A 24494-nucleotide genomic window follows, 5' to 3' on the forward strand; every position below is an offset into this window, starting at 1 on the left:
CGCGCGTTCGCGCTACCGGCGCCGAAGATCCGTCTCGACCTTCGCGCGGTCCCGTCGGATCTGCTCAGCGTCGCTGCGGGCGGTCCAGGGACGCAGGTCGGCCACCAGCGGCGGTGCGCTTCGCAGCAGCGCCAGCCCGGTGCCGAACGGGAGGGTCCGGATGGTCTCCGGTGGCATCACCGGCACACGGCGGATGGAGCGTTGAACTGACCGTGAGCCGTGGTCGCCGATCGAGAGGGTGTCGGTTCGTTCGTCGCGTTCGCCGATGAGTGCGGAGAGGTCTTGGAGGTCCTTGGCCGACGAGGTGCCGCCGAGGATCACCTTCACGATGGAGGCGTCCCAGATCGCGCCGGCGGCGTGGTCCCCCCACTTGTCCCGTGCTTGGGAGAGGGATTGGAGTACGGGCATGGTGGTGATGCCGGTGCCGCCGCCTTCGGCCATCAGGGTCGGCAGGGAGGGCAGGGGCGAGAGGTTCCCGATCTCGTCGAGTGCGAGAAGCAGCGGTGGGTCCAGGCGGGCGCCGGGTGAAGCAGCTGCGAGGTGGCGGGCGGTCTCGACGAGGTCTTCGATGAATGCTGCGACCAGGGACCACGATGCACCGGCTCCTGCCCCGGTGGCCAGCAGGTAGAGGGTGCCGTTCTTGGTGAGGAAATCGACGGGGTCGAACTCCTCACCCGCGGCGGGGGAGACCGCGTCGAGGACGCGTGGGTCGGCGAGGCAGGATAGGGCAAGGGAGACGCCCATCCAGATCGAGTCCCGGGTGCGGGGGTCGGCGTGGATCATCGATTCCAGGGCATCTGCCCATCCGGGTGCGGCGCGCGGGTCGGTCGCAAGGATCGCCACGGCGTCGGCGGCCGCGGATGGTGTGAGGGTCCAGTTGAAGAGTTCTCGCGGCGTCCGGTCGTCGAGGGCGGCGGCGTGGAGCAGGGATTGGAGTGCGGTTCGGGTCTTGCCTTCCCAGAAGCCGCCCGACTCGACTCCACCGGCCGATAGGCCGGTGGCGGAGGCGAGGCCGGTGGCTCGGATCATCGCGCTGAGGGGGTCTTCGCAGCCGCGGACGGGTGACCAGCGCAGGCCGGCGGGCAGTCCATCGGCGAGTCGTTGGGGGTCGAACACGGCTACGGGCCCGCGGTTCTGGCGTGCGGTGAGGGTGGCGGCGATGTTGTCCGGTCGGGTGGCGGTGGTGATGACCGCGCCGGGGGCGTCGAGGATGGCGTTGATGACGACATGGAGGCCCTTGCCGGAGCGGGGCGGTCCGAGCAACAGGATCGAGTCTTCGACCGAGGCCCACACCTCTTGTCCGCGTGAGCGCCCCAGGAGGTAGCCGATGTCGGACGGAGTTGGCGCATCGAGCGAGGGTCGCAGTGTACGTCCGCGGGCCAGTAGTGCCTTCCTGGATGCCGTTGCCCGTACGTCGCGCCCGGTTGCCACTCCGGCGAGGCGGCGCGGGTCGTGCGAGGTGCGGTGCCGCATCGCGCCGGTCCAACGCCACACCAGGGCGGCTGCGCTGAGGCTCGCCGCGATGAGGAGTGCGACGACGAGCCAGTAGGCCCACGGCGAGAGGCCGTGAGCTTGCAGTGCTGCGGCGGGATCGCCGGGATGTGTGAGCACGCGGAGTCCTGACTCCCAGCCGCCGTCCGGCTGGGATGCTCCGGTGACCCACGCGGCGGCGGAGCCTGCGAGCCGGAGGGTCCCGGCGATCAGCCCGATGCCCGAGATCAGCAGGAGCCCGAGGTTGACCAGGACGTCATCGACCCCGTCGCCGCGGGGATTCATGCGGCGCCGCCGGCGATCACGACGACCTGAGATCGGCTGCCCAGCAGTACGAGGAGACCGGGGTGGGCCTCGAGCAATGCCGGCGGTAGGTGGAGCCGGGCGGTTCCGTCGCTGCCCGCGACCTGGTGGGCGACCACGACGGCCACCGCGACCTCCTCATCGGGAAGGAACCCGGCCCCGGTCACATCGCCCAGGCGCCTGTCACAGGTCGCAAGCGCATCGACGGCGTCTCTGTCGTCTGTGTGTGGATTGGTCGGCGCTGCGGTGGTTGGCGTGAGGATCGTCGGCGGTGTTGGTGTCACGATGTCGGTGAAGGTCGATCGGTCTGCCTCCCGCACCTCGACCCGCACCGGGGTTCCGATCTCGTTCGCGATCTCGACCAGCAGCGGCTTGAGGCCTTCGCGGGTCAGTGCTGCCTCGGTGGGACGCGGCTCGTGGTCGAGCGTCACTGTCAGAAGGCCCCGGTGGTCGACGTCGACCTCGACCAGCGGCATGACGACCGGGACCCGGACGGTCCGCCGGTCCTCCGGTCGGTGCATCGCCCGGTCTTTGCCTCGGCCCGCGTCGCGGTCTCGACCTCGGCCGCGCGGCTGGGTGAAGCCGGCAGTGCTGATCGCGCTCATCGTCCGACCGTCTCGATCTGCTGCGGAGTGGCCGCTCGCGTGGCTGTTGCTCCGCGCTCGTGAGCGGGGCCGCTCCGGTCGAGTCCAGGCGGGTTCCCGTCGCTGATCTGTGGCGTGTCGAGCTGGTCGAGGATCCTGACGGCGGTGCTGCGGACGCGTTCGGCGGTTGACTGCACGACCTCGGCAGGAGTCTTGCCCGGAACGCTGGATGCCCAGGAGGCGACGTAGGGGATCGTGTAGTCGTCGGTCGCCAGACCGTGCGCGGCTCCGACCATCAACGCGACCGATTCTGCCTCGACCTCGGCGATTCCTCGGTGCATCGCAGCGTCGGCACTGGCCTCGGGCTGCGTTGGGTCGTGGAGAAGGACGTGCCCGAGCTCGTGCGCGAGGGTCTTGGCTTGAGCGGCGTCGTCCATGTCCATACGCACGGAGACCTCTCGCGTCGCGTAGTCGGTCAGACCGTTGGCCCCGCCGATCGAGGTCGCGTTGGAGACGAGTCGCAGCTCGAACCCCTGCGCCGTGATCTGGTCAGCGAGCCCGTCCCACAGCCCGTCGGGCGCTTGGCCTTGGAGGAGGGTCGGGCGTGGAGTCTCGGGGATCGGCTTGCCATCGGTCTGCGAGACGTCCCAGACGTGAGCCGGCTTGAGCCCGACCAGTTTGGAGCGGACGATGTCACCCGAGTGGGGTGTCTCGCCCCGCGCGAGACGTCTCCAGGAGTCCGGGTCGGATGGGTTTGCCGACGCGAATCGCGCGGTGACCGGCGCGAGGATCGCGTAACCCGACTGCCCCTTCATCACGGCACGGCTCAGGCTCTGCCACTGTCGAAAGCCGGCCACGTACGTCGGCATCGGCGCGGGCACACGGCCCTCCTGGAAGGCTGCGTAGTGCTGAACCGCGATCAGCATTGTGTTGTTGAACGATCGCGCGCGGAACTGCGCGGCGAACGAGAGCGCTCGCTTCCAATCGTCGCCGCTCACCAATGCGCCAACCGACGCGGTGAGCTTGTTCTGCAGGGCTTCGAGCTTCGCCTCGCGGGCCGCGATGTCGCGTGCCTGAGTTCCCATCGGATGCCTCCTGACTCCTCATCGGAGCAGGTGTGCCAGCCGCAACTCCAGGTGTCGACGCAGCGGCTGACGGCTGGCTATCGCCAGGGGCCGTCGGTGTTGTCCAGCCAGATCACCCAGGCCTTCCACTGACGTCCCTCGCGGCGCCAGTCCAAGATCAGTCCAGGCGCAGGAGGGGGATAGTTCCCGTGGCCGAACCGCACCCAGCAGTGGTTCCAGCGCTTGGGCTGGGGCCATGCATCGTTCTTGGGCGGGTTCGCGGACACGCCCCAATATTGACCCAGTTTAGAACAAATGTTCGACTAGGGCGTGTGATCACGACGCCCGAGCAACGCCGATACGACGAGGGCTATCGCGACGGCCGAACGGCGTGCTTGCGTGCGGGTGGGTCTGCGACGGGACGCGAGTGGCTCGCTGACAACCAGCGCATCGACCCCGCCTACGCCGCTGGCTACGAGTGGGCGCTGTGGGACTATGAGGACGCTAACGGCCTCCGCACCGACGCAGCAGAGCGGCATCGAAGCGCCGGGTGAGCGTCCCCTCCGGGGCGCCTCAGGAGTTCATCCTGCTCGTGGTGTCGAAGAGGCTGAGCTCGGCCGGATGGAGCTGATGTTGGACCACGAACGAGCGATGCTTGATCCGCCAAAGACCCTGCCCGGTCCCGAGTGTCGGCAGCAATGACTGCTCGGTTTCCGTCAGGCCAAGCGAGGCCGCTGTGCTGCCGAGCTGATCGGACTCCTGGCGGTAGACGACTCGCGTCTCGGCGTTCGCCAGCAGGGACGATGCGAGGGCTCGCATCGCGGAGCCGGAGTCGCCGACGTTGTCGAGGTCGGAGAGCTTGTGGAAGATCAGCATGTTCGCGATCCCGTAGTGCCGAGCCAGCCTCCAATGCGCGTCCATGCGCCGCAGCAGCGCAGGGTGTGACATCAGCCGCCACGCCTCGTCGTAGACCACCCACCGCTGTCCGCCGGCAGGGTCGAGGAGTGCGGACTCCATCCATGCCGAGGCACACGTCATCAAGACCGACACCAACGTGGAGTTCTCCGCAACACGAGAGAGGTCGAGCGACACCATCGGCAGTGTCGGGTCGAACCGAACCGTCGACGGACCGTCGAACAGGCCCGCCAGGTCACCAGCGACCAGACGTCGCAGAGCATGACCTGCGACGCGGCCGTCCTCAGCCAATCTGCGGTCCGAGTCGGTCGCCGGGTCGGGGGCCAGCAGCCGGTCGACCACCATCGGCAACACGGGCACGTTCGACGACCGAACGGCGTCAGCGAGCGCGACGTCGATCGCGGTGTGCTCTAACGGTGTGAGGCGACGGTCCAGCACCGTCTCCGCCAACGCGCCGAGAAGGTCACGCCGGCGGGAGGTGACCTGCGCGGCCCACTGCGCGTCGTCCAGGCCGCCGGGACGGTGGCCCTCGTCGAGGGGATTGAGACGGTTCACCATCCCGTGCCCGAGAGCAATCGCCTTGCCCCCGACGGCCTCGGCGACGGCGGTGTGCTCGCCCTTCGGGTCACCAGGCACATAGACGCGGCGGCCGAAGGGGATGGAGCGGGTGTAAAGGCTCTTGGCGAGCGCGGACTTCCCAGACCCGACGATGCCAGCCAAGACCAGGTTCGGTGCGGTGATCATCCCGCGCGCATACAGGACCCACGGGTCGTAGACGAACGAGCTACCTGAGTAGAGGTCTTGACCGACGAACACGCCGTCGCTGCCGAGGCCGCCCTCGGCGAGGAAGGGATATGCGCCGGCCAGCGTGGCCGAGGTGTCCTGGTGGCGCGGCAGTCGCAGCCGCCCCGGGGTCCGCAGCGCGGCCGCGCCGGCCTCTCCTGACTTCGGCAACACCACGGTCGCACGATGCTCGGCCGTCAGTTCGTCGGCCTTCGCCCTGGCGGCCGCCTTCCGGGTATCGCGGTTCTCGGCGAGCAGAGACCTCGCTGCGGCCCTCCGTGCCCGTCGGTCGCGCCGCCGTTCGCGGCGAGGTGAGACCAGGACCGTGCTGTGCAGGCGGCCTTCGTTCCAGCCCTTCACAGCGATAGCGGGTGGTCGTTGGGGCGGCTGGGGTGCCGTTCTGCGTCCGGGAGGTCGCGGTGCGTGTACGTGATCCGGGCCTCGGCGCTGTGAGCACTGGCGATGGACTCCGAGACCTGGCGCAGGATCTCGCCCACCCGGTGGAGTTCCCACGACACCTGATAGGTCGCCGCACGTCCGGCCCGGGAGTCACCAGCAACCCAGACGCCCTTCTCGGCCTCGGAGTCGTGAAACGAGGCGACCTGGTGGAGCGATTGACTTAGGGATGCCACCGCCGAGGTGAGCGATCCCAGCACCGAGTAGATCTGGCGCGGGTCGTCGATGGAACGAGTGGCGTACGCGAGGGCGCGAAGCGCAGCCTGGACTTCGTCTGCATCTGCCGCCGGATTTTCGAACGTGGGCATGGGGGCTCCTTCTCGATCTAGTCGAGAAGGAGGTGCGCGGCTCAAGCCGTCGGACTGCGAGAGCGGGATCCTGCCTCGTCGATGACCGGCGTCCTCGTCAGCTGGGTGCGAGCTCCTCGGCGAGCATCACCAGGATGCCGCTGGGGCCTCGAAGGTAAGCGAGCTTGTAGACGTCTTGGTAGTTCGCCACGCCTCGCAGGGGGCGGCATCCGTGTCTAGCCGCGATGGCGAGCGCGTCGTCGATGTCGTCGACGGCGAATGAGACTCGGTGCATGCCGATCTCGTTGGGGAGGGTCGGTGGCGTCTCGATCGCATCGGGGTGGATGTACTCGAAGAGCTCGATGTGACCGTTGCCGTCTGGCGTCTGGAGCATCGCGATCTTGGCGTGGTTGCCGTCGAGACCCACTGCGGTGTCGGCCCATTCGCCGCTGACTTCAGTGCGGCCTATGACGATGAGGCCAAGGTCGGTGAAAAAGGCGATGGTCGCTTCGAGGTCGTCCACTGCGATGCCCACGTTGACGAACCTGATGACCACGATCATGAGGCTATCGGGCTGGGACAGCCCGTACGCCCGGCCGGAGGCTACACCTGGCGGCAGAGCGGCAGAGCAGCGGCGGAGAACGACTGGGCCTGCTGGCCCCAGAGTCGCCTCGTCTCGCAAGAGGCCTGGATGGCGGCCTGCTCGATGTCGGCGACGGCCCGCTCCAGCTCCTCGAGGTCTTCGGCACTGACGGCGATGAGTCCGGTGGTGCGGAGGATGCCGTGACCCGCGGTCAGGTCTGCTTCCTGTTGGAGGACGTCGTCGTACTCCGCTGACTGCCGTGCGTCTTCGATCTGGCCGATACGCTGACGTTGAGCGGCGTCGGAGATGTGCTCGGTCTTCTTCCTACGGATGTCGCGGGTTGCCTGATCGGTGCGCATCGGTGTGTAGAGCAGGGTGCAGGTCCGTCGCACGCCGGAGGTGAGCAGCACGGGCGCCAAAAACCCTGGGTAGACGAGGGAGCGCGGCCATTCGCTGATCCAGAGGACGCAGTGATGGGCGGAGTCGCTGCGCATGCTCGACCAGCTCTCTGAGACTGCGACGGGGCCGGCTGTCGCAAGGTCGCGGCCGAGGTCGCCGTGACGCTCCAGTGCTCCGGCGACCACGGGGTCGTAAGCCGAGCGGAGGATCACCGCGAGGTCGCCCGGTTCCAGCCAGTCTGACGGTGCGAGGTCAGCAGCACGGAGAGCGGCGGTGATCGTCGACATCTCCTGGCGCAGCACCGCGGCACCACCCCGGATGCCGCCGCCGGCGGCGCGGATCGCGCGTGAGGCTGCTCGCATATCCAGCGAGATCGACACCGTGCTTGCGTGCCGCTCGCCGGCAGGCCCGGCGCGGTCGATCAGCTCGCTGTACGTTCTCGAGGTCCACGACTCGTCGTGAGCGCCGTGCTCGGACCACCACTGCGCAAGGCCCTTCCCGGAATCGGGCAGAGTGCGCTCCATTACCTGCACCGATGACAAGCGTCCTGAGCGGCACGCGGTGGCGAGTACGCGTCCCCAACTCGTGACCCGGCGTTGTTGCTCGACGGGGTCGAGCAGGATGAACGCAGGGTGGGTGACGCCCACGATCGCTGTCAGAGTCGCGGCATAGGGGTCGTGAACCATGACCGCGCCGGACTCAGGGTCGGTCCATTGGCGCAGTCTGGCCGCGTCGCCCGGCAACGAAAGAGTCCCCGCGGGCCGGGGCTTGATGATCCGTCGACGGAACACCAGTTGTCCGGCAGTCGCTCGCCAGGTCCACTTGGTGACGATGGGCAGCCACTCGACGACCTTGCGGCCTCCCACGCCCACAAACGCGACCGCCACGCATCCCAGCAGGACGGGGGCAACCAGCAGCAGGGTCGCATCTCCGCCGACATAGAGCGCGAACACCAAGATGACCGCGCCGGACCCAACTGCGACGAGCTGAGGAACGGACAGACCGAGTAGGACACCGCGATGGCTGAGGCGAGAGAACTTCACCGCAGCGAGGTCATAGCCACGCGCTGGCATGGGCGTACTCATCGCCGGCCTCCTCGCCCGCGGGGCGCAGGCACCGAGTCAGACCCGTGGGGAGGGACGGCCGTGGTTCTGGGAGGTGAGTCTCGCTCAGCGGAATCGGCCTGGCCGAAGGCCGCCGCTCCGGCGGACCGACCGCTCCGCGCTCCGGCCCCAGCGGTCTCCCGTGCCACCACCAGTCCGGCACCAACTCCGCCAGCAGCAGCTCCCGCGGCCCCTCCTCCCGTGCTGCCGAGCCCTGATCCGCCGGCCCCGCCGGCCATCGGGCCGGTACCCGTTGGCGGTCGTGTCGGGGACGGTCCGCCACTCGGCCCGCTACTTCCGCTGCTCCCAGCCCCTTTGGTGCCAGCACTGCCGTCGAGCACCTTGCTGGGCGTGCCGGTGGGCTTGCGGTTCATCGGGATCGGCATCGGCCGGTTGAGTGCCGACTTCGCCTCCTGCTCGGCTGACATCGCGTGGTACATGTCGAATCCCATGAAGTTGATCGCCTTGTACGTCATGTACGGCGCGAATCCGGCCATCAACATGAGGACGACGCCTGCGATGGGATCGCCTACGGATTTGAGGTCGCCATCGATCGGTGCCGACACCTGAGCGGTGGCGAGTAGGAAGATGACGACCAGTACGACCTTCGAAAGGATTAGGGCGATCACGAAGGACGCCCACTTGCTCACCCAGGTCCGGGTGTGGTCCCAGCTCGCGCCGGCCATGGCGATCGGCGCGAACACGATCGCGATCAGCAGCAAGGCTTTGCGGATAAGCAGGGTGATCCACACGATCGCTGCTGCGCCGATCGCGAGGCCGGCGATGAAGATGGTGATGATCGCGCCGGCGCCTGGCGCTGCGACGTTGATGCCGACCAGGCCTTTGGCGAGGAGAGCGATCCGGTCGCCCATCTTGGTCATGTCGGTGCCCGCGGCGTGGACGATGCCGATGCTCAGTTGGTCGGTGACCTCGAAGGCGGTCGCAAGGAGGGCAAGCGCCACGAAGGAACCGAGGATGGACTTGGCGAGCCCGAACGCGGCTCGCGACAGTGCCGCAGGCTCTCGGCGGATCATGCCGCCGATGACCTGTAGTAGGAAGAAGCCGAGCATCACGAACACAGCGACACCGAAGAGGATGTTGTAGACCTTCGTGTAGCCCTCGCTGGTGACGTCGACCATCGTGGTCGAGTCGAAGACTTTCCACACGGCCTCGAACAGCCAGCCTGCGGCATTGCCCATGCCTTGGGCGAGCCAGTCGAACGGAGCCGACACCAGAGCACCGGCCGCGTTGCCCGCGGTGTCGCACACGCTGGAAATCACTGGAACATCGCATACGTCAGCCATCGCTCGAGTCCTCTCTTAGGCCCTGGTGCGGTAGCTGGTCAGACCGACTGGCCGACGTGCCAGAAGAAGTTGACGAGCGTCACCGAAGCGCCGGTGATGATCGCCGCGCCGAGCCCGACGAGAACGCCGAACTTGCCGCGGCCGGCCAGGTGCGGGTTCGACGAGTTCGCGCCGAGCGCCCAGACCGCAGCGGAGACGACCAGGGCGAGGACGGCAAGGACGAGGCCGACCGTCATCGTGGCTCCGACGATGGTGCGAAGCTGGGCGATGCCGGGCAGGCCGCTGTCGTTCGGGCTGATGTTGATGTCCTGCGGCAGCAGGGCGGCGAGGTGCTTCACGGGGTCCTCCTGAGTGAGTTGGGGGTTCACTCGCTCAGGTGTTCTCGTGAGGGCGTCAGAGCCGCGCCCCGATGCCGAGCAGCCAGTTCGCCCACGCGAGCGCGCCGCCGACCAGGACTGCGCCGCCGACGGCGACGAAGAGGCCAGTCTTCGCCTTGCCTGCCGCCTGCCAGCTTCCGTGCGCCGAGGCGATGGCCCAAGCGGCCGCGCAGATGATCACCATCAGTGCTGCGATGACCAGGCCGTAGGTGAGGAGGGCACCGATGATCGATCGGAGTTGGGTGGAGGCGCCGACGGCGCCGAAGTCGGGGCTGACGCCCATGATGAGAGAGTCACTCATGGCCAGGAGGTGTGCTCCAAGGTGCCGAGGGAGAGGCACGTCACGAGGTGAGTCGTCGGACCCTCATGGTTTGGCCGGCGAACTCGGAGGTCGTCCCGAAGCGGACGTTCTGACCTGTGCGCGGGGCTTGGAGGATCTTTCCGTCGCCGACGTAGATCGCGACGTGGTGCGGTGCGGAGGCGCCGGGCTCGATGAAGAAGATCAGGTCGCCGGGCTGCTTGTCCTCCCAAGCGACGGAACGGCCGAAGGTCATCTGCGCGCCGGAGTAGTGGGGGAGTCGGAGCTTGCCGCCGGTGGCCTGGAAGGCCGCGTACAGGACGAGACCTGAGCAGTCGAACCCCGGCCCGCGTCCGTCGGAGCCTCGTCCTGACGGCCCGGTGTAGGTGCCCCCGCCCCACACGTACGGTTTGCCGATCTGAACCTGCGCAGCTGAGATCAGGGCGCCTGCGAACCCGGATGCCAGTGGCACCGCCGGTGCACCGGGGGCGCCCGCAGCAGAACTCCCCTCGGCGCCGCACGACCCTGAGGAAGTGGTGGTCGCGAGTGCATCGAGGATGGTTTCGGCGACAGGCTGATAGGCGGCGTATCGATCCGGGAATGCGGAGACCTCCACGGCCTGCGCTGCGGCTCCCTTGGGCAGTGCCTTCCAGTCCGTGAGGTCGAGCAGACCGCGCGGCGACCCGCGGTTGGGTCCAGTCGGTCCGCCGTAGAACGCCTCAGCGTTGTACTCAGCGTCCATGAGATTCCCGACCGATCCCCAGCCGGTGCTCGGCCGCATCTGGAACAGCCCGAGCGAGTCGTGGTCGGAGCCGTTGCCGTCGTGAGGGTAGTTCGCCGAGCCGGGATAAGCGGTGGTGTTGGACAGCAGATGCAGGCTCGACTCGGTAAGGGCAGCCATCAGTGCGATGACGATGCCATCGCGGCCGACACCTCGTGTGCCGGCTCCGACGCTGATGATCGTGGCGGCGCGGGTCAGCTGCGCTTCGTCGAGCGTGACGCTTCTTCCGTCTGAGGTGGTCGCGGTCAGTGTCGTAGGGGTGCCGTTGACCACGGGGCTCGACGGCAGGCATTGGGCCTGGGCTGCCGGGTTCATCAAGACACCGAGGGCGAGCAGGAGGCACGCCGGTCCGGTGAAGACGGCGACAAGGGCTGTGCCAATGGCAGCCTTGAGCATCGCTCAGTCCAGCGGCTTGTCGAGGATCGAGAGGCGTAGGAGGTGGCATTCCGGGTACGTCGGGCCACAGACGACGAACACCGTGAATGCCACGCGGTGCTCGGTGCTGATGGGCGCGCCGTCCCAGGTGCCGGTGCGGTGACGCACCCCGCGAACTGTGAACGCGGCGGTCCCCGGGAGCAGGGCGCTCCCGGCTTGAGCTACGGCCACGTCCCACTTCGCAGGCGTGGTGAGCGAGTCGATCGTCAGCCACTGCCGCGTCGCATACTGTGCCAGGTCGATCCAGGCTGCGTCAGTCGGGACGTATCCGCTCAGGTCGGACAGTAGGCCGGCAGTCGATTCGCCGGCCGGGTCGCCAGCCACGACGATCTGCTCGATGTGGTCCTCGCGGCGGAGCATCGTTGCGGTGTCCCACTCGAAGATCGCCAGCGCGGCACTGCGGGCGAACCCTTCCGGATCGTCGGTGCCGTCAAGCGACGAGGGAACTGCCGAGGGAGGAGCCGCCGCCCGCGTGGTCGGTCCCTCAGAAGCGGTTCGCTGCTCGACCCGGACGCTGTGGACGGCCGCGCGATGCACCAGGGCGGCGTAGGTCGACACAGAGATCAGCAGCAAGGCGGCGCCCGCTCCTGCGACGAGCAGACGTCGTCGGCGGAGTTCATGGGGAGAGTGGGGGAAGCGCATCAGCGTGGCCTTCGGGGAGTCGGCGTGGTCACAACTCAGGTGTGCCGACCGGTCCACGCAGCCTGTGGACCGCGTCAGCGAACGCCCTCGTCTCGTCGACGACGCGGATGAAGAGCGTCCAATCGTCGGGCTTGATCTCGCGCGCGATCTGCTCGGGTGCGTATTTCGATGACCAGCCATCGAGTTCGGCCCATCTCAGGTTGAACGACCGTGTGGAGCGCTTCGTGTTCGCTGCTTCGGCTTCGCGGCGAGCGCGGTTCTCTTTGACGCGGCGTCGGCGGTCCTCTTGTGCCTGCTTGAGTGCTTCGTCGGCGGCATCGTCGAGTGCGGCCTGTGCTCCGGGCTTCATCATCTCTGCGACCCGCTTGGCTGCCATGACGCGCTGATAGCTGGGGTCGACCGCGCCACCGTTTCGAATCGCGGCGATCTCGTCGTCGGCGACTTGTCGCACGTCCTTCGGCAGGTCGCGGTCGGCGGCCACGCGCTCGATGGCGAGGATCTGCTCAAGTCGGTTGTGGGAGGCCTTCTGGGTCACGAGGAGAGCTGCTTGGCGGGAGGTTCGTCCGGTCGGACTCTCCGGCTGTCCCGATTCGGGACGGCCCGGGTGACCTGCGGTTTCGTGGTTCTCGGCCTTGAACTGATTCGCCTTCATTCGTCGGTCGGCATCCTCTTGGAGAAGGGCCTTCATCTCCTCGAAGAGGTGCGCCGATTCGATCGCGGACAGCGGCTTGTGGGTGAGGTTCTCGTCGCGCTCGGCGAGGAGCTTGGTCAGGTCGTCGCTGATTCCGGACCTCACCCATACACGCAAGGTGCTCCATCCCAGCTGCTTTGCGGCTTCGAGACGGCGGTAGCCGCAGATCAGGTATCCGTCGGGGGTGATGGTCACCGGTTGGAGGAGTCCCACCCGTTTCATGGAGTCCACGAGCGTTGTGAGGTCGCCGGGGTCGCGGCGGTGGCGCTCACCGACGACGATGGACCCGAGGCTGCGCTCCAGTTCGATGCGGCCGCGATCAGACATGGCTCTGATCTGCCTGGGTCGTGGGAGGGGACGCGGGGGCGACAGGAGCGATGGCCTGGATCGCGTTCGCGAGAGCGTCGTCTTGGAAGAGGTCGTTCAGAACATCGCCGGTGCACAGCCGGAGCAGGACGCCTCGTCCGCGGCCGGTCCCTTCGTAGTCCTTGCGAGGGTCGCCGAGCAGTGTGCGCAACATGGTCAGCCATCCGTTCTGGTCAACGTCGAGCCAGCCAGGGCCGTTGCCATCGCGTCGTAGCGAGACGTATGCCGTCCTCGGGTCACCGCACCGCGCCAAGCGGGCCGCGATGTAGTCCAGGCCGAGTTCGGCGTCGCGCCGGCGCCAGCCCAGCTCCTCGAAGAACTTCACCGCATCGGCGAGAGCGAAGAAGGCGTTGGTTGGCTCGCCGTCGGGCTGCTTCTCCGTGGGGTCGTAGGGGTCGGCCATGAGTGCGTGGACGTGAAACGCAGGGTCGTAGTCGGTGATCTCGGATTCCCGGTCGGAGAACCGCTCGGCGTCGTGATAGTCGAGTCCGGTCGTCTTCCGTGCCCTGTCGGTGGAGCAGAGCAGGCCCTCGGCACGCGACTCGTAGATAAGGGTGAGCTCGACGGCGTGGGTGATGACCGCCCAGGGATCCTCGGCGATTCTCGTCGCACGGTTCTGCATGACCTCGAAAGCTGCCGCTGCCGCATCGGTCGGCTCGAGTCCGTACTTGTGAGCGAGGCTGGCGTACTTCTCCATCGCGTACGTCATCAGGTCGGTGGCTTCGGGACTGGACTGCCATGCGTTGGGGTCGCCGTAGGCGAGGTCGAACAGGAGGGCTCGTAGGCCCTCGGCGGTGGCGAAGTCGGGCGTGCTCATAGCGAGGGTCCTCCTCGTTCAGTGACTCGGTCAGTGACTGCGTCGGTTCGGGGGGTCGTGGATCGGTCGGGTCGGGCGATCGCGGTTCGGGTGATCCGGCGTGACGCCTGGCGGGACGCCGTCGAGAGGGCGGCGCCGGGGGCGCGGCGTGCGCGGCGGGTGAGCTCTGCGTGGAGATCGATGCCGCGACCGGCAAGGCGCGCGCCAAGGAGCGTCGGCACGTCGGTCGGGCGAACCCACGTGACGCCGCGCGGACCCGGGTTGCTCCGCGGGACGGCGTCAGGTGCTTGCGCGGAGGGGTCTTTGTGGACGGCGAGTGCATCGACCGCGGTGTCTGCCTGGAGGTCTTGCCCGGGTCGGGGAGCGCCGTCTGGGCGCGTGGAGTCGAGGTGGCCCTCGGGGGTGGGCTCGTTCACAGTGACACCGCCTGGCCGGTGTTTGAAGGGCGAGGCGGGCCCGGTGATCCTGGGCTGGTCGCGATCCGATAGGCCGAGCGGATCGTCGTCGTCGCCTCGTGATCGGGGAGACCGGCGGTGCGCGCAGCGTCGCCGAGGACGGTGGTCGCGGCCTCGAGGTCGTGTCCCTCCTCGGCCATCCGGCAGGCAGCCCAGAAGAGCCCGCCGTTGCGGGCCCCCTCGGGACGGGAGGAGACCCAGGCCGCGAGCTTGTCCGGCCGAGGTCCGATGTCTGGCACTGCTCTCGGCCCGATTGAGGGGCGAGGCGGGGAGAGGAAGTGTCGGAGTGCGGCCGCGTCTACTGGTCCTGGCTGGTGGTCCGCGACCGTGATCGTGGAGTAGGTGTGGGTGATGCCGTCCCTGGTGCGCACTCGTGATGGCGGCACGATGATGTAACCGCCGTCGCCTCGGAAGTCGATGTGCTTGCTGGGCAGCTGCCAGGACCGCTGCGGGAGGTCATCGGTGCGGAGGAAGTAGGCGTGCAGGCCGCCTGAGGGGGTGCGGACCATCCATGCCCACCCGTCGATCAGACCTGCTCGACGGGCCTGCTGGATGGCCTCGAAACCGGAGCCGGACCGGTGGATGTCGACGTCGACCACGTCGACGCCGCCGGCGGTGCCTGTCGGAACACCGATGTTGGCCTCGGGGTGGCGGCGCCACCAGGACTCGATGACCCTGCGATCGGCGCTCGCCTCGTGGAAGCCGTGGGTGGTCAGGGGGCGCTTGCCGCCGGGCACGCATGGGAGGACCGGGATCCCAGCAGCTCCGAGAAGCTCCGCGGCCGAGGCGAGATCCGGAGCGGCCGCAACGTTGTTGAGAAGGCGCGGATCCCACCGGACTGCTGGGCCGCGCCGAGTGTCGGATTCGTTCATGCACCCCACACTGCGCCGAGGGGGGCACCAAAAATCGCCCGTCCTCGCCCCCGCCCGTCCCCGCCGAGCAGGCCTGTCGCAAGGGGCATCTGCGCAGGTCACGGCCCCTCTGTGGGGGCGCCCCTCCGAAAGTTGGAGATCCTGCGGCAATCCGGCTTGCGGATGTCGGCGGCGCTGGTGCGGAGCTTCCGGCTGACTAGACCTGCGGCGTTTGCTAGTGGGCGGGGCGGGGGCGCCCGCCCTTGCCCCAGCCTTCCTTCCGCACGATGCTCGACGTCCTTGGCGGCAGGTCGATCGGGCCGAGGTAGTCGTCGGAGCGGTTGAACACGTCGTGGTCGAGCATGCGCTCGGCGAGTTCGACGTGGCCCTGGACGGTGGCGACTTTGACGAGGTCGAGGCGGGAGACCTCGTCATAGGGAGCGGCTCCCACAGCGATCTCGGATGCCCAACGGGCCCGGTCCAAGTCATCGCGTTCTTGAGCGGCCACCGCCACGATGTGTGCGGTGTCGACGATCATGTGCGCTGCGACCTCATGGATCCGGTCGCCGTCGAAGAGCCACGCCCATCCGTTCCCACGGAGGGCGCTGAACGGCTGCCCCGCCACGAGGTTGAGGGCAGTTTCCAGGTCCGCCATGCCCTCCGAGCCTCGGGCTTGTCCTCGGGCTCGGAGCCGGCGGAAGAGATCGACGTCGACGAGCAGACCATGGAGGGAGTACCCGTTGTCGGTTGGGCTCTGCGGCGTGTTCAGATCTCTCTTCGGAAGGATGAGGTCGCCTGTACGCGGGTTCGCGCCGAGCCAGTCCCTGATGAGACTCAGGTCGGTACGGGCACGGGATTGCTTGATGCCGAAGTCCTGGGCAAGGTCGCGGCTGAAGACACCCTCGGGGTGAAGCGCGAGATAGGCGACCAGTTCGACGAAGTACGGACGTCGCTTGGCGATTGCCACGACGTTGCCGTGAGCGTGTACGCGGGCGGGGCCCAGCAGTTGAAGACGGGGCCTCAAGTGGGCCTCGTCGAACCAGTCGGCGACGTCGTCATCGAGTGTGGGGTCAGCTTCCTCGACCGCTTCGCGGATGTGTTCGGGCACGACAGGTGCCAGCCTTTCGACGTCCTCGACGGTGGTTGCCGTCGCGTCGACGTACCGCCCAGCGGGCTCGGGCAGCAGCGAGCCGTCGCCCACGGGGCCTTCCTCGCGGACGTGGGTCAGCTCCTCGCGGAGCGCGCCGGCTTGGTCGGCGAAGGCCCGCCAGCCGTCGGCAGCCTGCTCGAATGTCGGGACCTTCGCCGGCTCGCTCTCGCGAGTCAAGTCGACAATGGCTGCGCAGGCCTTCGCCTCCTCGGCGGTCAGTCCGGCGGCTTGCAGGTCGAGCCCGAGGACGGGCGCAGTCAGCCGCCCGACGTGGTCGACCTCGAACACAGTCGATCCGGGGACGGGCGCAGCCAGCGAGACTAGGACCGCACCGATTCGAGAGGCGGGTGCCGCAAGGAGCGGGGCGAGGTCACCTGCCCCGTGGTCGGTGGTAATGACGGCGCGGTAGGGGTCGGGGTCGGCCCGGCTGTGCTCCAGCGAGGTCGTAACGTCATGTACTACTCGTGGGATGACCTGTTCGCCGACAGGGTGGTGACGCAGGCGCAGAGGGTCAAGCAGACCGAGCTCCTCGCCGATTCCAATGACGTCAACCTCGACGAGCGTCGACCACGGGTTGAGCGCCAGCTCGGCCGCGATGTGCCGGGCGAGCGCGCTGGCGCGCTCCTGGTCGCCCGCGAGCGTCACCACGCCGAGGTGTTCCAGGTTCACCAGGTGGAGGGCGTCGTCGTCCTGCCCGATAGTGACGAGCAGGGGGTACGGCGGGAGCACGTCGCCTCGCTCGGGCAGAGCTTCACCGAGGGCGAGGTGCCACTCAGAGCCTGCGCCGGCCCACGGTCCCGGCAGGTCTGTGTCCTCGCCGAGGTGCAGGGTGACCGTGCCTTTGGCCAGTGTGGCGGCGATGACCTGGGGCAGCGCCCGTCCTGCGTCGGAGCAATCGCCGGCTAGGTGCATCAGTGCCCGGTCGAGGTCCTCGATGGCCCTCGTGAGCGGCGCGCCTGACACGAACGCCGTCTTCTCCGCCCCTCGCAGCACCACGGGAAGAGGAGCGATGGTCTGCCCAGGTCGGCGGTAACGGAGTTGAGTGTTGCGATGTGCACGTACGGCGAGCAGGACGAGCGCTGCGAGGACTGCGCCCGCCCCGGTGAGTCCCGGCACCAGCCAGCTGGGCGATGACGCGCTCACTTCGTCGTCGGTCTCCGCCGTGGCGCCGACTTCGAGCCCCTCTTTCGGCTCTGAGGTGGTCGTCGGCTCCGGGGTCGGCGCTACGGAAGGTGTCTCGACCGGAGGCTCAACGTCGACGGGCGGAAGCCTCTCGGGAGGCTCCACCTCGAGGGGAAGCGCCTCGCCCTTGTGCTTGGCCCGGCCTGGAATCGTGACCTCCCAGCCAGGCCGGATCAGGCCGGGGTCGGTCAGCATCGCGCCGTCCGGTTGAACGGTGTCGCGAGACGCCTCGAAAAGCTCCAGATAGCGCATCGGGTCGCCCATCTCGGCTCCGGCGATCTCCGACAACGTGTCGCCGGGCCGTACGACGTACCCCTCGGCTGGGCGATCACCCCCGACATCGGTGACCTCGTGCGGCACCTTCAGCACGGTCCCGGAGGTGATGAAGTCGGGTCGGTCCAGCACATCCCTGTTGAGGTCGAAGATCTCCGTGAACCGGGTGCCGTCACCGAGCAGGCACTCGGCGATGCGCCACAGACTGTCGCCGCGCTTCACCGTGTAGTCGATAGTCGCGTGCTGTTTGGTCGGCGCCTCGGCAACGCGGACGGGCGCAGCCTCCGACAGGACGGGCGGAGGGGCGTCGATCGCAGCGAGGCTAGGGGCTTCGAGGACGGGCGGTGCCGCGGCGTGGGCGGGCGGTGCAGGGAAGGCAGCCACCAGAGTCGGAGCCGCGACGAAGAGCAACGCGGCAACGGCGACGAGCTGGCCGACCGCCCGCTGGGGAGCACCGAGACCGGGCAGCGTAGGTGTCGGTAGGCCGCGCACCTTCGAGGCGACTTCGAGCACGACCGAGACCGCGACGAACGCCCAAGCGATCCATGCCACCGCCGCGATCACGACCATCGCGAGGGTTCCGTCGTCCGGGCTGGTCAGAAGCGTCTGCAGCTCACCGAGGTCGGCCCTCCACGGGGCGGCGTTGATGGCGAGGAGGAGGAAGGGCACGCCGGCGACGAGCAGCAGAATGAGCAGCGTGGCTGCGAGACCTTGGAGTCTCTGCGCGAGAGTGGGCTGGGTCATTGTTCGCTCCCTCCGAGGCTGCGGATCAATCGTGCTGAGGCATGGCTGGTCACGGTGAGGTCGCCGATGCCGATGAAGCTCAGGAACTTCGGGGTGTACGTGTCCGTCACGTCGACCGTGATGGCGTTGCCGCCGGTGATGATCACGGTGCCGGTGACGCCGGAGGCGGCGAGGTAGTCCTCGGCTGCACGGCGGGCGGTGACCGCGTCGACGGCGACGTACTGCCCTTTGATCGCGGGAGCCGCCTGCACTTGCTCGCCGCCCGTCCTGGCGGCTTCGGCGGCGATGTCGTGGGCGCGCTGTTTGGCGTGGACCTGCCCACCGAGGTCGACAGCCAACCCGACCAGAATCATCATCACGAAGCTCGACACCGCCAGCCAGAGGGTGATGGAGCCGCGTTCGTCGTAGGCACGTCGCGTCATTGGCGTTCCCTGAACGTGTCCAGCGGCGAGGTGCTGGTGGCCTTGATGAGGCGACTGCCTGGGATGCCCGGCACGGAGAGGTCGCCCAGGTCGAGGAGGCACTCGACCGTGGCCGAGACCGAGCCGGCCTGCCCGACGGTCTTGGCGAAGTCGGAGACGTCGATGGTCACCGTCACCGTCAGGCAGTGGATGTCTTGGTTGGCGAGGCTCGACTGCGCGGCCGACTTGGCCTCGGCCTTGCCGTCGGTGGCGTTACGGGCGATCGAGGCGGTGCGAGCGGCGTCGGCAGCGGCGGACTCGACGGCCGAGTGGGTGGTGGCCGTACGGCCTCCGAAGATGATAAGCCCGATGAACAGCACGAAGGCGGGTACGCCGACAGCGGCCTCGACCGCAGCCGAACCACGCTCGTCCGTCTCACGTCGCCAGAACCTCACGGAGCCGTCACCCTCTCCGCGGGCAGCGAGGCCGACTGGACGATCGAGGGACTCCAGCCCGGAACCACGCTCAGGCTGTGACCGCGCACCGTCACGGTGACCGTGGTCGCGGTGCGGTTTTCCGTTGCGGTCGCACCCGGCAGCACATCGTCGCCACCAGCTTCGTCGACGAACGACGAGGCCGCCGAGACACCATCGGCCGCCTTGGCGCTCTCGCCGCCGGCCGCCTTGGCGCCCTCCTGTGCGGCGGCGATTGCCACGGTTCGGGCGTGGTAGTACAGCGCGGCCTGCATCCCGAGGAACATCACCGCGAAGAGTGCGGGCAGCAGGATGACCAGCTCGATGGAGACCGAGCCGCGTTCGTCCTTCCGCCTACTTGATCTGACCGGCTTGGCTTTCAACATAAGCCTTGATCGCCGCGACCACGATGCCGACGATGGCGATGACCGCCACCGCCCAGAGCACGTGCTCGGTGGTCACGGAGCCTCGCTCGCCGCGGGCACGCCGACGCAGGCCGACTCCGAGACGGAGCGTGAGTAGGAGTGCGAGCAATCGATTCATGGTGGCGTTTCCTTCCTGGATGGGTTCCCTTTCGAAGGGGTCGAGGCCTCAGGTGTTGCCGAACATCCGCAGCAGGGACGGCGCAACGAGCAGCGCCATGAAGATGACGCCGAGCAGGGAGCCGGGGATCGTCATCCGCTCGCCGACGGCGTTGGCTTCGGCGATCTCGTCGTTGAGCATCGCGGTGCGCATGGCGGCCGAGCGGGCGCGCAGGTTGGTGTAGACCGAGGCGCCTTCTTCTCCGGAGAGCCGCATGATGTCGGCGAAGTCGTCGAGCTCGGGCAGCCCCAGTTCGTCGGCCAGGGCATGCAGGGCATCCCACGGAGGCTGCCCCGACCAGCGTGAACGGGTCAGCTCCTCCGACAGCCGGGTGAAGACCCACGAGTCGCCGACCTGGGCGGCTGCTTCCATCGCCTGCCGTACGCCGGAGCCGTTGTGGCGTTCTAGCGCGACGAGTTCGATGTAGGCGCCGAGCGCACGGGCGAACTCGAGCCGAGCTTTGCGGGCGTCGTCGACCGCGTTGTAGTTCGGCAGGAAGAACATGACCACGGCGAGACCGAGGGAGGCGATGGCCGGGATCGCAATGGGAAATCCGATGCCGATCTGGTCGAAGAAGATCGCCAGGAGGGGTGGGATCACAAGTCCCAGGAGGGCCATGACGATCTTGTCGCCGTAGAACCGAGCCAGCGGGATGCGGAGGAGCGCCAGCTCCCGCGTCGGGGTCCTGATCCAGATGGCTGGCGGCAGGGCCTTGATCGCCCACACCCCGATTCGCTCCTTGCCCTTCGCGGTCGTGACCGGGCCGACCGCGTTCGCCCGTCCTCTGGCAGGTGTCAGTCGTGACAGTGCTTCGGTGAGGTCAGGCTCGGCGGGCGTCAGCCGGGCGACGAGCAGCACGAGGCCGAGACCGAGGAGCGCCCCTCCCAGGAGAGCGATTTGAAGCCCGGTGGTCATGCCGCACGCTCCCTCGTCGCGGGGTCGGGCGAGAGGATCCGGGGCATCGCCCGTCCTATCGCCATGCGCTTCATCCAGACCAGCGTCGCCACGTACATCGCCAGCAGCGCGACCAGGATGACCTGGCCGAGCGGGCTCTGATACGGCTCGACGTAGGTGCCCGATACCGCGAGGATCACCAGCACGCCGACGCTGATCAGCGTCACCCAGCGGGCAGTCGCCCGTGGTTTGGCGCGGTCTGCCTCGACCTGACGGCGGGCGCGTACGTCGGCCGCGACCGACTCGGCGAGGCCTTCGAGCACGCTTGCCAGCCCGGCGCCCCTTCTGCGGGCTCCGAGGATCAGGTTGGCCGCCACGAGATCTCCGGTCGCATCGTCGAGCTCGTCGGCGAACGCGCGTAGCGCTTCCTCGGTAAGCCACCGTGCACGCAGCCGGGCGACGAGGCGGGTCACCTCGGGAGCGATTGCGGCGGGAGTCGAGCGCAGTGTCGCCACCAGCGCCTGCTCCAGGCCGACACCGACGGTGAGGACTCCAGACAGGGAGCGGGTCCATTCCTCCATCGCTTCGAGGCGCGCGATCCGCTGGGCGGCCGAGGAGGTGGACAGCAGGACGGGCAGGCCAACGAAGGCCACTGGGACAATGACCAGGGCGAGCACCCAGCCGGTCACGAGGAACGCCACGACCCCTGCGGAGATCCCGCCGAGCAGAAGCAACCGCGTTTGCTTGGTCAGCGCGCGGACCTTGTGCGGCCGTGCGGGTCGCTCAATCACCGGAGCAGGGCGCAGACCCGCGACGAGTGCGATCAGGCCACCGACGACCAGCGCGCCGGCGAGGGCAGGGACGAGGACGATCACGACCTCACCTCCTGTTGCGCGAGGTAGGAGGTGAGGTCGAAGCCGTACGGCGCGAGAGCCCGGTAAGGATCAGGCAGGATCGCCGGAACTGCCATGCCGTCGAGGTCGGGCGAGAATACGTGAGTGGTGGCGTAGCCGGTCTCACGCTCGCCGGGGTCGAGAGCGATGATCTCTGCCACCCGGCGTCGCCGGGTCGAACGACCCGGTTCGTTGATGGTGCGCATGTCGAGGTGGACGATCACGTCAATCGTCGACGCGAGCTTGCTGGTCGCCAGCGCGTGGGTGACGTGCGGTCCCGCTTCCATGGCGCAGGTGACCAGCTTGCGGATCGCGGCGACCGCGTCGGAGGCGTGGGTAGTGGAGATGGAGCCGGTGCCTGACTCCATCGCCTTGATCATCGCCCAGACCTCTTTGCCTCGTACCTCGCCGACGATCTGGCGTGCGAGGTTGAAGCGAAAGGAGTCGACCAGGGCGTCGTCGAGGGTGAACTCGCCCGCGATCCGGCCGTCCGCCCCACGTTCGCCGGACCCCGGGCGGGCCTCCCAGGGATGCACGATCTTGTGCCGCTCAAGTTCGTGCAGGTGCAGCTCGTACTCGGTCTCGAAGGTGCCGATTGCCTCCAGCGGGTCGATCTCGGCGCAGAGCGCCCGAACCAGCGTGGTCTTGCCCGCACCTTGGGCGCCGGAGACGACGATGGACTTGCGCGCCCGCACCGCCGCCCGCAGGAACGACGCGGCAACGGGCGTGAGCATCTCCCTGGCCACGAGGTCGTCGAGCGTGACCTTCATCAGACGGTGCCGCCGGATCACGACGGAGGGGCGCGGCGTTACCCATGCGGCGGCAGCGAGACGCGATCCGCCGTCCAGGCGCAGATGGAGGCGTGGTTGGGCCTCGGAGAACCCGCGAGCATTGACCTCGGAGCGGGAGGCGAGGAAGACCAGGAAGTCGATCAGCTCCTCGTCGGAATCGGCGACCGGAGGGCCGTCGACCTGCGAGCCGTCGGTGAGTTCCAGGACGACGTGATCGTGTCCGGTGATGATGATGTTCTCCACGCGGTCGTCGTCAACGAGCGGTTGAAGCCGCCCGAGCCGGAAGAGTGAATCGAAGACCGCCCGAGCGAGAGCATCCTGCTCCGTGACCGGGAGTGTCGGCATCCCCGCGTTGACGCGGTCGGCGACGGTGGCCTCGATGAGGTCGAGCACGATCGTCCGCCCCAGCTCCTCCTGCGCGACCTTGTCGAGCCGCCCTCGGTCGGCGGCAACCGACTGGCTGAGCTGCTCGGAGGCTTGCGCGCGCAAGGCAGAGGCCATCGACCAGTCCACGTTCCGGCCGATAGGCGCGACGGTGCTCACAGCCGACAGGTGTGCGACCGAGGTCAGCGGTCGTGCGAGATCGCCTTGCTCGGCGACCGGCGCCACTGGCTGGCTGAACAGCGGCAGTCCGGACAGCGGGGTCGAGTAGTCCTCAGAACGTTCCGTCGTCATGGCCGGGCTCCTTCGAGCAGTTCGTTGCGCCGGTGGGTGATCGTCGAGTGGACCGACGCGATGGCCGCGTTCAGTGCCCGGACGAGAGGCCCTGTGTCGAACCTCTTGGGCGGCTGGGCCCCGCGCGAGAACACCGCCGCCGAATCGGGGTCGTTCGGCAGGGAGGCCAGCACAGGCAGGTTGACTGCCGCGGAGACGTCCCGGGCGTCGTACGGCTGGCCTTCGCCGATGAGCAGGACTGCCGACTGGTGCCAGTCCAGAGCGGGACGTTGGAAAGTCTCGGCCCGCGACCGCAGCGCCGACAGGTTGGGCAGCGTGGTGCGGCTGACGAGCAGTGCCAGGTCGGCGGCGTCGAGCAGGGGCTCCGGCGATCCGTGGAGACCGAGGCGACCGGCATCGACGATGACGTCCTGCCCGGTCGACTCCAGCTCGCTCAGCACGTCGGCAAGTGGGGCCCAGAGATCCCGCAGTGCGCTGGCTTGGGAATGGGAGCGGGTGCCGGCGACGAAGGAGACCGTGGTGCCCTCGATGGGACGGGCGATGTCGGCGAGCGCGTTGCTGAGGTTGCTCGCTGTGAGTGCCAGCTCGATGATCCCGGCGTCGTACTCCCGGGTGCCACGGAAATAGCCGGCGAGCACGCCGGAGCCGCCCGTGGGATCTGCCTCGACGAGCAGGACCGGGCGGGGCCACAGCAGCGCCAGCCCGAGAGCAGTCGCCGTGACCCCGGGCGAACCGGAAGCGGAGGCAAGAGCGATGACAGCCATCAGCGCTCCCGCGAGTCCAGGACGAGAGCGATGTTGCCCGTGGCGATCCTCGTGGCCAGCACGGCGGCATCGGCCTTGGGAACGAGCAGATCGACCACGGTCTGCCCGGTCTCCTCGGAGACGTGGACCCCGACCGCGGTGGCGTCGGTCGTCAGCGGCGTACCCGCCGGAAGTTCCTCGCCCTGCGCAGGTGTGGCCACGATGCGCACGCGGTCGCCATAGTGAAGGGCCAGTCCCGGTACCTGCGCCGGAGTGAGGGCCACGCCGACCACCGACTGGTCAGCAGCTGGAACGACCTCGGAGGTGACAGAGGTGGGTGTCAGCATCACGCCCTCGGCGATGTCGGTCGCTGCCCGTTGCCCGACGACTTCCTCAAGTTGTGAGGCCGAGACAGGCTTCAGTGCCGCGTCGGCACTCAGCCGTACCCGGGCGAGGTCGTCGGCTTGGATCACGGCACCGCGCTCGATGGAGTGCCGTGCGACGAGAACCTCATGGGTGGTCGTCGTGGCAGTCCAGGCCCATCCGGCCAGCAGCGCACCGATGCAGATGGCACCGATAGCGGAAGCCATAAGGGCGGGCCGTCGCCGCAGTTTCGGTGGCGGCGCGAGAGCAGTCGCGGCCGGACCTTCCTGGGTCAGAGCGCCGTCGAACTGGGTGGCTGCACTGCTCATCGTTCACTGCCTCTCC

General features: G+C 68.3%; 25 protein-coding genes. All 25 read right to left on the bottom strand.

The annotated features are described in order from the left end of the window. Positions 1 to 12: 12 nt before the first annotated feature. Positions 13 to 1776, bottom strand: a complete 1764-nt coding sequence (locus QM572_RS12005; RefSeq protein WP_415093374.1) for a type IV secretory system conjugative DNA transfer family protein — start codon at positions 1774 to 1776, stop codon at positions 13 to 15. Continuing rightward, entirely contained in the window at positions 1773 to 2399 is a 627-nt protein-coding gene (locus QM572_RS12010) for a hypothetical protein (RefSeq protein WP_415093376.1), read from the bottom strand. Before QM572_RS12010 ends, QM572_RS12005 begins: the two co-directional genes overlap by 4 nt. Continuing rightward, the gene (locus QM572_RS12015) at positions 2396 to 3463 is read right to left on the bottom strand and encodes an ImmA/IrrE family metallo-endopeptidase (RefSeq protein ID WP_415093378.1); all 1068 of its coding nucleotides are present in this window, start codon (positions 3461 to 3463) and stop codon (positions 2396 to 2398) included. Before QM572_RS12015 ends, QM572_RS12010 begins: the two co-directional genes overlap by 4 nt. Before the next feature lie 77 nt (positions 3464 to 3540). Continuing rightward, positions 3541 to 3729: a hypothetical protein gene (locus QM572_RS12020; RefSeq protein WP_415093380.1), complete on the bottom strand. Its 189-nt coding sequence runs from the start codon at positions 3727 to 3729 to the stop codon at positions 3541 to 3543. Positions 3730 to 4015: 286 nt separating this feature from the next. Beyond that, positions 4016 to 5500: an ATP-binding protein gene (locus QM572_RS12025; RefSeq protein WP_415093382.1), complete on the bottom strand. Its 1485-nt coding sequence runs from the start codon at positions 5498 to 5500 to the stop codon at positions 4016 to 4018. Beyond that, positions 5497 to 5904, bottom strand: coding sequence for a hypothetical protein (locus tag QM572_RS12030; protein ID WP_415093384.1), 408 nt, complete (start codon positions 5902 to 5904; stop codon positions 5497 to 5499). The genes QM572_RS12025 and QM572_RS12030 overlap by 4 nt, the downstream gene beginning before the upstream one ends. 97 nt (positions 5905 to 6001) lie before the next feature. Then, positions 6002 to 6445, bottom strand: coding sequence for a VOC family protein (locus QM572_RS12035; protein ID WP_415093386.1), 444 nt, complete (start codon positions 6443 to 6445; stop codon positions 6002 to 6004). 41 nt (positions 6446 to 6486) lie between these two features. Then, on the bottom strand, positions 6487 to 7950 hold the full coding sequence (locus tag QM572_RS12040; RefSeq protein ID WP_415093388.1) for an SCO6880 family protein: 1464 nt from the start codon (positions 7948 to 7950) through the stop codon (positions 6487 to 6489). After that, on the bottom strand, positions 7947 to 9272 hold the full coding sequence (locus QM572_RS12045) for a conjugal transfer protein TrbL (protein WP_415093390.1): 1326 nt from the start codon (positions 9270 to 9272) through the stop codon (positions 7947 to 7949). The genes QM572_RS12040 and QM572_RS12045 overlap by 4 nt, the downstream gene beginning before the upstream one ends. A gap of 38 nt (positions 9273 to 9310) precedes the next feature. Next, positions 9311 to 9610 carry a DUF6112 family protein gene (locus QM572_RS12050; RefSeq protein WP_415093392.1) on the bottom strand — a complete coding sequence of 100 codons (300 nt, stop codon included), beginning with the start codon at positions 9608 to 9610 and terminating at the stop codon, positions 9311 to 9313. 55 nt (positions 9611 to 9665) lie between these two features. Beyond that, on the bottom strand, positions 9666 to 9950 hold the full coding sequence (locus QM572_RS12055; RefSeq protein WP_415093394.1) for a DUF6112 family protein: 285 nt from the start codon (positions 9948 to 9950) through the stop codon (positions 9666 to 9668). 40 nt (positions 9951 to 9990) lie between these two features. Beyond that, the gene (locus tag QM572_RS12060; protein ID WP_415093396.1) at positions 9991 to 11124 is read right to left on the bottom strand and encodes a C40 family peptidase; all 1134 of its coding nucleotides are present in this window, start codon (positions 11122 to 11124) and stop codon (positions 9991 to 9993) included. A 3-nt stretch (positions 11125 to 11127) separates the two neighbouring features. Beyond that, positions 11128 to 11805, bottom strand: coding sequence for a hypothetical protein (locus QM572_RS12065; RefSeq protein WP_415093398.1), 678 nt, complete (start codon positions 11803 to 11805; stop codon positions 11128 to 11130). Between the two features lie 28 nt (positions 11806 to 11833). Beyond that, entirely contained in the window at positions 11834 to 12823 is a 990-nt protein-coding gene (locus QM572_RS12070; RefSeq protein ID WP_415093400.1) for a ParB N-terminal domain-containing protein, read from the bottom strand. Next, positions 12816 to 13679: a hypothetical protein gene (locus QM572_RS12075; protein ID WP_415093402.1), complete on the bottom strand. Its 864-nt coding sequence runs from the start codon at positions 13677 to 13679 to the stop codon at positions 12816 to 12818. The genes QM572_RS12070 and QM572_RS12075 overlap by 8 nt, the downstream gene beginning before the upstream one ends. A gap of 412 nt (positions 13680 to 14091) precedes the next feature. Continuing rightward, positions 14092 to 15006: a bifunctional DNA primase/polymerase gene (locus QM572_RS12080; RefSeq protein WP_415093404.1), complete on the bottom strand. Its 915-nt coding sequence runs from the start codon at positions 15004 to 15006 to the stop codon at positions 14092 to 14094. Positions 15007 to 15220: 214 nt separating this feature from the next. After that, positions 15221 to 18334, bottom strand: coding sequence for a LysM peptidoglycan-binding domain-containing protein (locus QM572_RS12085; RefSeq protein WP_415093406.1), 3114 nt, complete (start codon positions 18332 to 18334; stop codon positions 15221 to 15223). Next, positions 18331 to 18756, bottom strand: a complete 426-nt coding sequence (locus QM572_RS12090) for a TadE/TadG family type IV pilus assembly protein (protein WP_415093408.1) — start codon at positions 18754 to 18756, stop codon at positions 18331 to 18333. The genes QM572_RS12085 and QM572_RS12090 overlap by 4 nt, the downstream gene beginning before the upstream one ends. After that, positions 18753 to 19190, bottom strand: coding sequence for a TadE/TadG family type IV pilus assembly protein (locus QM572_RS12095; protein WP_415093410.1), 438 nt, complete (start codon positions 19188 to 19190; stop codon positions 18753 to 18755). Before QM572_RS12095 ends, QM572_RS12090 begins: the two co-directional genes overlap by 4 nt. Continuing rightward, positions 19187 to 19594: a TadE/TadG family type IV pilus assembly protein gene (locus QM572_RS12100; protein ID WP_415093412.1), complete on the bottom strand. Its 408-nt coding sequence runs from the start codon at positions 19592 to 19594 to the stop codon at positions 19187 to 19189. The genes QM572_RS12095 and QM572_RS12100 overlap by 4 nt, the downstream gene beginning before the upstream one ends. A gap of 205 nt (positions 19595 to 19799) precedes the next feature. After that, positions 19800 to 20705, bottom strand: coding sequence for a type II secretion system F family protein (locus QM572_RS12105; RefSeq protein ID WP_415093414.1), 906 nt, complete (start codon positions 20703 to 20705; stop codon positions 19800 to 19802). Then, positions 20702 to 21559: a type II secretion system F family protein gene (locus QM572_RS12110; protein WP_415093416.1), complete on the bottom strand. Its 858-nt coding sequence runs from the start codon at positions 21557 to 21559 to the stop codon at positions 20702 to 20704. Before QM572_RS12110 ends, QM572_RS12105 begins: the two co-directional genes overlap by 4 nt. Further along, complete coding sequence (locus QM572_RS12115; RefSeq protein ID WP_415093418.1) at positions 21556 to 22977, bottom strand: CpaF family protein; 1422 nt, start codon at positions 22975 to 22977, stop codon at positions 21556 to 21558. The genes QM572_RS12110 and QM572_RS12115 overlap by 4 nt, the downstream gene beginning before the upstream one ends. 62 nt (positions 22978 to 23039) lie before the next feature. Then, positions 23040 to 23807, bottom strand: a complete 768-nt coding sequence (locus tag QM572_RS12120; RefSeq protein ID WP_415093420.1) for a hypothetical protein — start codon at positions 23805 to 23807, stop codon at positions 23040 to 23042. Further along, positions 23807 to 24478: an SAF domain-containing protein gene (locus tag QM572_RS12125; RefSeq protein ID WP_415093422.1), complete on the bottom strand. Its 672-nt coding sequence runs from the start codon at positions 24476 to 24478 to the stop codon at positions 23807 to 23809. The genes QM572_RS12120 and QM572_RS12125 overlap by 1 nt, the downstream gene beginning before the upstream one ends. Between the last annotated feature and the right edge of the window lie 16 nt (positions 24479 to 24494).

Origin of the sequence: Nocardioides sp., from assembly GCF_047607365.1 — a bacterium.
Classification (GTDB): Bacteria; Actinomycetota; Actinomycetes; order Propionibacteriales; family Nocardioidaceae; genus Nocardioides.